The organism is Streptomyces sp. NPDC054932 (assembly GCF_053610205.1).
The window spans coordinates 1-10,408 of the sequence record NZ_JBSGXU010000248.1; the positions used below are offsets into that span (position 1 = coordinate 1).

At 68.2% G+C, this 10,408-nt stretch carries 3 protein-coding genes; 1 reads left to right on the top strand and 2 read right to left on the bottom strand.

From position 1 onward, the window contains the following. Nucleotides 1-116: 116 nt before the first annotated feature. Complete coding sequence (locus ACWGE1_RS37245) at nucleotides 117-578, bottom strand: SUKH-3 domain-containing protein (RefSeq protein WP_453424898.1); 462 nt, start codon at nucleotides 576-578, stop codon at nucleotides 117-119. Next, the gene (locus tag ACWGE1_RS37250) at nucleotides 575-6,823 is read right to left on the bottom strand and encodes an RHS repeat domain-containing protein (RefSeq protein WP_453424899.1); all 6,249 of its coding nucleotides are present in this window, start codon (nucleotides 6,821-6,823) and stop codon (nucleotides 575-577) included. The genes ACWGE1_RS37245 and ACWGE1_RS37250 overlap by 4 nt, the downstream gene beginning before the upstream one ends. Nucleotides 6,824-7,351: 528 nt before the next feature. On the opposite strand from ACWGE1_RS37250, the gene ACWGE1_RS37255 reads away from it, so the two are divergent. Continuing rightward, nucleotides 7,352-10,216: a hypothetical protein gene (locus ACWGE1_RS37255; RefSeq protein WP_453424900.1), complete on the top strand. Its 2,865-nt coding sequence runs from the start codon at nucleotides 7,352-7,354 to the stop codon at nucleotides 10,214-10,216. Nucleotides 10,217-10,408: the final 192 nt, after the last annotated feature.

Genomic DNA, 10,408 nt, shown 5'->3' on the forward strand with positions numbered 1-10,408 from the left:
GTCCCCGCGTGAGCAGCGCGGGGACGGCCCGTTTTCCATGTCCGCCCTCGCCGGCCGCCGGGAACGGCAGAAGCCCTGCCGGAGAATCCGGCAGGGCTTCCGTGGACGGAGATCCGTCAGGGTTCTATGAGGTACGCCTTGTCCCAGTTGTCCGAGATGAGCGCGGTCATCGACGGGAGGAACCCGTGGCCGACCCGCTGGACGCCCCCGATGTCGCCGAAGTAGATGTCGCCGTCATCCGACAGGAGGACCGTGGTGTCACCGAAAGCCATTCCGACAGGGAGCAATCCCTTGCCGACGATCTTCGCGTAGTACCCGATGCGGATGATGTGCTCGTTCAGGGCGCCCTCGATACTGATCTCCAGTTCCGTCTCGGATCTGCCCCGGTACAGCCACGAGATGGTGATCTCTCGATAGTCTTCCAGGAAGTCGAGCAGGCGGGGAGTGACCTCGTAACCCTCTTCCCGGTACTGGTCGCAGATCGTCTCGACGTCGAGGTCCCCGTACTCCACGGCCGTCGCCCGGGGAAGGGCTTCTACTACCGCGTCCAGGTTTGGACGCTCGTTCTCGATGCTCATCCGGTAAGTACGTTCCTCACTACTGAGAAGATCCATGTCGTGCAATTTTCACATGCGCCGAACCTTTTTCCCTTGGTGTTTACGGTGACTATGTCCAGGTTCTTCAGTTTCGCTCCGTCGTTGAGGGCATTGGTGCACATGCGTGCCTCCGCGCAAACCTCTGGCGGTCGCCCCTTGGGGTGCTGGGAAGTCCTCGGGAGAAGCTTCCGCACGCCCGGGTGAAGGTTGTCCGGAGAGCCGCTTGCGCCGAGATACGTCTTGCCGGTGGTGGAGTCCCGACCAACGCTGAAAGCGCCGGGCGCGTGACTTCGCTCCCCTCTGGCATGCTCGGCCAGCATCTCGGTTATGTGATCCTTTCCAATGTCCATCAGTTCTTTCTTGAGTTCGTCGTTCGGTCCCTTCTTCGGGGCGTTCTGCTGCTGTTTCGGCGGTTTCTGATTGGCCTTCGGGGCCTTCTTCGCGGCCGCCTGCTGCTTGGGCGCCGCCTTTGCCTGCGGCTTCTTGGCGACCTGCTTCGCCGCCTGCTTCTTGGCCGCCTGCTTGGCGGCTTCCTTCGCCGCCTGCTTCTTGGCGGCTTCCAGTGCCACCTTCTTCGCAGCCTCGATCGCTGCCTTCTTCGCTGCTTCCTCCGCGGCCTTCTTGGCGGCTTCGGCGGCAGCCTTCTTGGCGGCTTCGATAGCGAGACGCTTCGCGAGCTCGGCTGCTGCCCTCTTGGCGGCCTCGATCGCGGCGCGGCGGGCGATCTCCATCGCGATGCGCTGGGCGGCGATGCGGATGGCTATGCCGACGAGGATAGGGATGATCTTGCCGTCGGGGTCCGAGATGGACACCGGGTTGTTGTTCGCGTACGCGTACCCGTTCATCTGCTGCGGGTCGTCGATGTCGATCAACGGGTCGACCGACAGGAAGCGCCCGGTGGCCGGCTCGTAGGAGCGGACACCCAGCTGGGTCAGACCGGTGGAGGCGTCGACCGTGCCGCCGACGAAGCCCTTCTGGTCCGGCCAGGCCTGCGGCGCGGCCCCCCGCGTCTCACCGTAGGGGGTCATGTCCCGCCGGGTGGCGGTCATCGAACCCGCGGCCTCCACCGAGATGGTCGCCGTGTTGTGGTGGTCGGCGGAAAGGTAGGAGACCTTCCCGTCTGAGGAGCGGACGGCAACCGTCGAGCCGCTGAACCCGTACCCGCGGGTGGCCTTCGTGCTCCCGTCCGGAGCCAGGGCCACCTCGGTGGCGCCCAGGTAGAGCGTGGTGCCCGAAGGGTCCTTGCGCAGCAGGCGGTTGCCCTCGGCGTCGTAGACGTACTCGGTGACCTTGGTGCCCTCGGTGACCTTGGTGAGCTGTCCCTCGGTGTCCCACTCCAGCTTCTGCTCGGCGTTCCCGATCTTGCGGAGGGTGGTGTTGCCGGTGGCGTCGTACGCGTAGGAGTCCTTGCGGGCCCCGCTGGGTTCGACGACGTCGACGCCGCTCAGGGCGTGCGGCTGGTTGCCCTTGGCAGCCGGGTAGGTGTAGGTGCGGCGGGTCTCGCCGTTGCCCACGTCGTGCTTGGTCTCGCTGGTGCGGTTGCCCGTCGGATCGAACGTGTACGAGTGCCAGTACGGCGACACGCCGCCGACGGTGGCCGCGGACGGTCCGCCCGCGCAGGTCGTCTTCGCGGTCCAGCCCTCGGTCATACGACGCAGGTAGTCGTACGAGAAGCACTGCGTGTCGCGGGTCGTCTTCTCCCGCAGTTCGCTGAGGGACGTGATGTTGCCCGCGGGGTCGTAGGTGTAGTCGACCTCGGACAGCGCGGACGGTGAGACCTCACGGTCCGCGAACGACTTGGTGACCCGGCGGGTCGAGTCGTCCAGGTAGTTGGTGTGGATCATGCGCTTGCCCTTGGAGCCCTGCATGTACTGCATGAGCTCGCCGAAGGGGGTGTAGCGGCTGCTGCTGACGTACTCGGCCGCGCCCTTGAGGGTGCTGGGCACCCCTGCGGCGTTGTAGCCGAAGTCCACCTTCTCCGCGGCGAGTCCACCCACGGCGGGCAGGTGCGCGGAGGCAGGCTTGCCGACGCTGTCGTAGTCGACCTTGGATTCGTAGCTTCCGGAGAGCTTGCCCAGCCCGTCCGGCACCGTGGTCCTGGATCCGGTTGCAGTTCCGCTGCCGTCGTAGCCGAGGACCGAAGTGGTGTACGCCTTGCCGTCGACGTAGCGGGTCGAGGACGTCGGTCGACCCTTGGAGAGGGTGTCGTAGGTCCACTCGGAGAGCTTCGGTCCCGCAGGTCCCCCGTCGCGCACCGCGAGACGGCGGCCGAGCTTGTCGTACGAGGCGTGAACGGTCCTGCCGCGGGCGTCGGTCGTCGAGACGGGCTGGTCACCGTCGTCGAAGGTGTAGGTGGTGACGCCGCGATCGGGGTCGGTCTCCTTGGTCTTGCGACCGCGCAGGTCGTATTCGTGCGTCCAGGTGTTGCCGACCGGGTCGACGACCTTGAGCAGCTCACCACCGGGGCCGTGCTCGTAACGGGTGCTGTCGTACGCGCCGCCGGCCTCACGGCCCTTGTACTGGCGCAGTTCGACGGTGTTGCCGCGGGCATCGCCGATGGTGGTGGTGACGGTCGCGCCCTGGGGCGGGACGACGTGCTGACGGTCACCGCCGTAGACGGTCGTGCTGCGCCACTTCTCCGTGCCGAGGCTGTAGAACAGCTCGGCGGTCTTGCGCCCGGCACCGTCGTACAGGTATCCGGTCTGGCGGATGATCTGGTTGTCCGGGACGGAGACCAGGCTGGTGGCCGGGTTGCTCTTCTCCAGGTAGGGACCCGATGCCTTGACCTGCAGGCCACGGGAGTCGTACACCGTGTCGGTGACGACGCGGCCGGAGCGCGCCTCGTCGTTCTGGTTGAGATCGGCGCGCGTGGCCTGGGTCTGACGCGGGCGCATCAGACCGTCGTACAGCTCGTGGCTGACGGTGTACGTGTCGTCCGCGAGGCGGGTGCGGGTGGTGACGGCGGAGGGGCCGTCCTTGCGCGTCAGGTACGAGACCTCGACGTCGGGATTCTGGTCCCGGGTCCGTCCCGCCGACCAGCCCTTCGTCAGGCGGCCGAGGGCGTCGTACTCGGACTCCTCGCGGCGGCCGTCGGCGTCGATCTCGGTCAGGGTCCGGCCCCGGGTGGGGTCGATGATCTCGGTCTCGGTGTGCCCGAGCGCGTTGGTCGTGACCACCTGGTGCGGCATCTCGCCGGTGGCCGGGGTGTACGCGGTGCCGGACGTGTTGCCCAGGACGTCCGTGGTCTCCACGGAGCGGCCGTACTGGTCGAACTTCTCCGTTCCGGTGACCACGTAGCGCGGCTGTCCGCCGACGTACTCGGCCAGCTCCTCCGCGGCCGTGGCCTCGCCGCGCTCCGGAGTTCCGCCGAAGCCCTTGCCGTCGTAGTGGGTGCGCTCGTCGGAGACGACGTGCGCGGGCCGCTGGACGGTGGCGCCGCAGGCGACCGAGACGGTCTCCTGACGGGAGACCAGGTCGAGCAGGTGCTTGCCCGCGTTGCGGGCGTACTCGGTGCGGACGCAGCGGTCGTCGCCGGCGGTGGAGGTGTCGCCGAGGTCGTTGACCTTGGTGATCAGGCCGTGCTCGTCGTAGGTCTTCTCCACCGCGGTGCGCCGGAGACCACCCTCGACGGCGGTGCGGGTGCGCTCCGCACCGTTGTTGAACCGGTGCGCGGTCAGCGCAGTCGTGCCGGTGCGGTTGCGCGTCGCGGTCGCGGCGCTGATGAACGGCTCGTACGAGGTCGCCGCGATCAGCGGGCCGCCGTCACCGTTGTAGCTGAGGGTCTCCCGGGTACCACCGGCCTGCGAGAGGTGGTCGGTGATCTGGTTGCCCTCGGAGTCGGCGACCTTGACGCTGCGCGAGCCGCCGGAAGCGGTGCGGTCGCCGTCCAGGCCCCGGAAGTAGACGTTCTCCGAACGCGTGCGCTGGTCGGCGCCGTCGCCGGTGCGGGTGATGACCTTGCCGTAGCCGCGCCACTGGTTCCAGGTGCGCTCGGTGTCGCGGAGGAACTCGGAGGTGTCGTACGCCCAGGCCGGGGCACCGGAGTACTCGTACCGGGTGACGGTCGAGGGGGATCCGCCGACGAGGTCGTTCTCGACGACCTGGGTGGCGACGTACTTGTGGAAGTAGTCCTTGTACGGCTTGGGACGCCCGTCCGGGCCGATGGGCTGCCCGGGAGCGGACCAGTTGACCGGATAGCAGCGCAGGGTGTTGTCGGCGTCCGAGGCCGGCAGGACGCCGTCGCGGTTGCACTCGGGAGCGGAGTAGGTGACGCCGATCAGACCACCGGATTCGGTGCTGATGGCGTTGATCCGGTAGCGGATGAAGGGCGGCAGGCCCTCGAGGCCGTCGACGCGGTTGGCCAGCTGCTGGCCGGAGAAGGTGATCTCCGGCGTGCTGAGCTCACCGTTGGTCTTGCCGGTGTGCTTGACCGAGGCCAGCCACAGGCCGTTGCTGGTGCCGTCGCCGGTCTGGGGGAAGGAGTGCGTCAGGTCCCAGCGGTCGACGTCCTTGTACGCGCCCCGGGTCAGCACCTGGGTGGTGATGGCCGAGAACCGCTTGCGGGTCCAGAAGGTGGGGGAGTGCTGGTTCTTGCACTCCTTGCCGGGGGCGCAGAACTGGTCGACGGGGACGTCGGGCCAGTTCTTGGCGTTGTCCTTGTTGAACTTGGCGTCCGAGCAGTCCGCGCCCGGCAGGCAGCGCTCGGCGGTGTCGATCAGGACCTTGGCCGGGGCCTTGGTGCCGTACTCGGCGCCGGTCCGCAGGCCGTACTCGACGCGGCTGAGGTGGCCGCCCCGGGTGTACTCGACGCCCTGGAGCTTCTTGTCCGCGCCGTAGCGGTTGGTCTCCTTGGCGTAGTAGTAGACCATGGCGTTCCCCTGCACGTCGGAGACGTGGTCGAGGTTGTAGCGCCAGGCGCGCTGCTTGCCGCCGTCCTTGCCGTACAGCGGGACGGTGAAGGCGGAGTTGGTCTCCTGCTCGCCGGCCTTCCAGTTGCCCGGCCGGTTGAGACCGAAGGTGAAGACCGTGCCGGAGACCGTGGTCAGGCGGAAGTAGCCGCCCTCGGCGTCCCCGTTGACGGCACCGGTGAGGTACTCGATCCTGGAGCCGTCGTCCTTGACGCCCTTCCAGGTGCCGGTGGCGTCATCCCTGACCAGCTCGGTGCCCGAGCCGTTGAGGGACAGCATGGCGTTCTCGGAGGCGAAGCACAGGTCGCCCTTGCCGTCCTTGTAGTTCACTCCGGAGCCGGGGACGTCCGAGCAGGGCTGGAAGCGGCGCTCGATGAAACCGCCGGAGGTGAGCTCGAACCCGTCGCCCGCTTGCGAGGGCTGGGTGTTGCTGGCGGCCATGCGGCCGTCCACGCTCTGCGCGGAGTAGTTCAGCCCGAGCTCGGGAGAGAGATCTCCGGGAGCCTCCGGGGTGGACATGGGGTAGGTCCAGTTGAAGTCACCGGAGGCCCCGCCCGACTGCCAGCTCGACGTGGGGGCGAGGGGCGTCGCCTTGAAGTCTCCGCCGGTGCCGGAGGCACCCGCCTCGGCGGCGAGGGCCATCGGAGCCGCCGCGGCGGCGCTCCTCGCGGAAAGCGCCTGCGGTGACGTGGTACCGGTACCGGTACCGGCCAGGGCGATACGGGCGGTCAGCGTCTTGTTCTTGACGTCATTTCCGCTGTCGACCGGGGTACCGGTCTTGCACTCGGCCTTCTCCGGCGTCGTCAGCACACAGGCCGGGTATTGCACCACGCGCATGCGGCCCGCGAAATTCGCGCCGAAGGCTCCGGCGAACGCGGAGTAGTCGACGTCCAGTTCGACCTTGCCGGCCGAAGGCGCGCCCGCGCCCGGTTCCACGGCCATCAGCACACCGTTGATGCCGGCCTTCTCCGCGTGGGCCTGGTTCTTGACCGAGACCTTCACATTGGCCGGGGCGGCCGGAGCGGCGGCAGCTCCCGCCCGGGTGAACGGGACCGACGTTGAACGGATTCCGACGGGAAGGCCGCCGACGTCACTGCGGGGGGCGGGAGAAGATGCCTTCGCGCGCGCAGCCACGGTGGAACCGGGCTCCAGGAGCGCTTCGCCGCCCTTGGGCCAGGCGACCTTGGGAGCCTTCTTCTGGGCGTTCTGGGCTGCTTCGTTCTTCGGCGCGGACTTCACCGGGACCGAGGTGCCGGTGAGTGCCGGCTCGGTCTGGGTGCCGCGGACCTTGAACTTCTCGGCGGCCTGCGCGGTGCTCACGCCCGCCGAGAGCAGCAGGGCGGAGCTGACAGTGATGGCTATGGTCTGGGCGGAACGGCGAATGTATTTGGGCCAGTTCCATACATTGTCGGAGCTCCAATGGGGCTTGGTTCTCCGGGGTACTTGCGACGGACTCACGCAGTTCCTCTATGCAGAATGAGGAGCGTTGACGATCAACGCGCCTATCACGCACACAGTAAACGATCAATCCTGTCACGGTCATGTATAGGTCAAGATAGTCAATAGTGGAACCGGACGAACCCCTTCCGATCGGCCTCTAAACCCAGGGGAAGGTCAAGGATGAGTATAAGTATGATCTAGTTCCGTAAGGTTCTGGGTGTGTGTGATCTTCGGCTCGCCTCCGGTCACCCGCCCGCTAGGACGCGGAGCCCCCGAACTCTTCACGTGCGCCGCCGACGAGGCGGTCGCCCAATCCGATCGCCGTCACCCTTGGATGGTTTCGCCATGCACTCCGCCCCTCCCTCGAGGAGCTCACGACGACCACAGGCCTGGCCGAAGGCCTTGGCCGTGCTCGCGCTCACCGGTCTGTGCGTCAGCCTGACGCCCGCCCACGCGACTTCCGTCCCCACAGCCCTGCCGACCGCGGACGCGAAGGGTGTGACGCCGGAACAGAAGGCGCAGAACAGCGCACGTTCCAGCGGACAGCCGGTGGAGATCCTGGAGAAGCGGACCGAGGACACCCGCACGCTCGCGAACCCCTCGGGCACCTTCACCCTGGAACGCCACACCAGCCCCAAGTGGGCCAAAAAGGCCGGCAAGTGGGTCGATCTCGACGCCTCCCTCCAGGTCTCGGCCAAGGGAGTCCTGACGCCGAAGGCCTCGCTCCTTCCCCTCTCACTGTCCGGCGGCGGAACGGGCCCCCTGGTCACCCTGAGGGACGGGGACAAAGAGGTGTCCCTGACCTGGCCCCAGGCTCTGCCGAAGCCGCGCATCAGCGGCGACACCGCGACCTACCCCGAGGTGCTCCCGGGAGTGGACCTGAAGGTCCGCGCCGGCATCGAGGGCTTCTCCCAGGTCCTCGAGGTCAAGTCGGCCGAGGCGGCGGCGAATCCGAAGCTCGCCGAGATCGGCTTCGGACTCAACACCAAGAACCTCGCCGTGGCCGCCGACGGACACGGAAACCTGACAGCCAAGGACACGGCCGGGCGGATCGTCTTCGGCGGGCCGACCCCCACCATGTGGGAATCGACGCCGACCACCGGGCAGCAGAAGGTCGCCTCGCTGGCCCGGAGCGCCCCCGCGGCCAAGGACGGCAACGCCCCCGCGGCCAAGGACGGCAGCGCCTCCACCGCGTGGGAGCCGGGTCTGAACGCGAAGCAGGCCCCGATGGCCACGAAGGTGGACGGCACCACCCTGAAGGTGGTCCCGGACCAGAAGATCCTCAAGGGCAAGGACACCGTCTTCCCGGTCTTCATCGACCCGTGGATGAGCGGTGGCCGGATCGCCTGGACCCGGGTGTACAAGAAGTTCCAGGACACCGCGTACTGGAACAAGAACGAACTGGCCCGGGTCGGCTACGAGAACGAGTCCAACGGCCTCTCCCGGTCGCTGTACCGGATGGACACGGCCGGGTTCGCCGGCAAGAACGTGATCCGGGGCACGTTCTCCACCCAGCTCGAATGGTCCTGGTCCTGTGAGGCCCGACCGGTGCAGCTCTGGTTCACCGGAGCGATCAACTCCGGCACCACCTGGCGCAACCAGCCGGGCTGGACCCAGCACCTGGCCACGGTGAACACGGCCAAGGGGTGGGGCGCCAACTGCCCGGCCGGCGGCGTGGAGTTCGACGTCACCAACAAGATGAAGGAAGTGGCTGCGGCCGGCTGGTCCGACATCACGCTGGGTCTGAAGGCGGAGAACGAGTCCGACACCTACGCCTGGAAGAAGTTCCTCAACAGCGCCACCCTCTCCATCGAGTACAACCAGACGCCGAGCACCCCCGGCGAGCTGCAGATGACGCCGCAGCCCACCGCCCACGGCTACGTCGGCAAGACCAACCTGGCCACCGGCGTGCACGTGCGTGCCCGCATCTCTGACCCCGACAGCGGGAACGTGACCGCCCGCTTCCGCGTGCACTACGTGGACCGGGGCGGCTGGTTCAACGAAGCCACCGTCAACGTCCCCAGTGGCGGCATCGCCGACTTCCGCATCCCCGACACGTGGCTGCCCTGGGACGAGTCGTACGCCTGGGAAGTGCAGGCCGACGACGGTACGAGCGCGTCCGCATGGCAGGGCGGCGGCCGGTTCACCGTGAAGCGCACCACCCCCCCGGCCCCGAAGATCGAGATCGATCCCGTCAAGGGCATCGCCACCTTCACCGCGGAAGGCGCCACGGGCGGGGAGCACGTCCAGACCTACCGGTTCGGCATCAACACGGACCAGCCCACACGCCGGGTGGAGGCCTGGCACGGGCAGGCCACGGTGCTGCTGCCCAAGATGGGTGAGGGGCGCTACGAGATCAAGGCGTACGCCACCGACAAGGCGGGCAACGACTCCGAGGCCACGCTCAACAGCGGCATCCAGTGGGACGACAACAACACGGCCACTTCCCTCGCCGATGCCACCACCACCCAGGGCGGCAACATGGTGGCGGTCGTCGAGGGCCGCGTCTGGCACGGGTTCACCGGAGGAAGCGTCCAGGACACCACCTCCGAGGCCGGTGAGCTCCCGAACGTCGATCAGGTGGCCGGCATCGGCGCCGACAGCCAGCTCCACGTCCTGGCACTGGCCGACGGCAAGATCCACCACACCGTCCGGCTCCCCGCCGCCTGGCAGCGCTGGGGTGACGCCACCGCCGCCGCCGGCGGACTGCCCAGGGTGACGCAGATGGCTGCCGCCCAGGACGGCTGGAACATGGTCGTCGCCGCGGTCGCGGACGGCAAGGTCTACCTGGCGACCCGCTACCCCGATCGCTGGGACCCCTGGCGGCTCGTCCCGGGTACCCCCGCGAAGATCGACCAGATCACCCTCGCCTCGGTGAACAGCCGGCCGCACCTGGCCGTCCTCTCGCAGGGCATGGCCTATCACGGGTCCCAGAACAGCCCCGGAAACTGGTCCGCGTTCACACAGCTGCCCATCGCCAAGCCGCTGACCTCGATCGAGTCCTCGTCCTCCGCGGGCACCGGCGGGGAGTTCCAGCTCGGTGCCGCCTCCGAGGGCCGCATCCACCACACCACCCGCAAGGCCGACGGCAACTGGACCGCGTGGGGAGACGTGACCGCGGTCGTGGGCGACCCCGGTTACACCCGCAAGCTCCTCGCCACCCCGGTCGGGGACGGCTTCCGGCTGACCGCCATCGCCAACGGCACCATCAGCCAGACCACCCGCACGGGCAACGGCCACTGGAACGGCTGGAAGGACATCTACCAGCCGTAACGGCACCGCCGGACCGGCTCGCACGACAGCGGGGCCGTCTGCCTCACCCGACAGGTGAGGACAGACGGCCCCGCCGTGTTGTTCCGCCGCCCGCCGCCCGCCGCCCGCCGCCCGCCGCCCGGCCACGACTACGCGGTGCTCTCCCTCTCCGACCGGCTCAAGCCCTGGGAGGTCATCGCCCAACGGCTCGCC

Coding starts and splice junctions, on each gene's coding strand:
- ACWGE1_RS37245 (WP_453424898.1), bottom strand. CDS start 578: ATGAGCATCGAGAACGAGCGTCCAAACCTGGACGCGGTAGTAGAAGCC.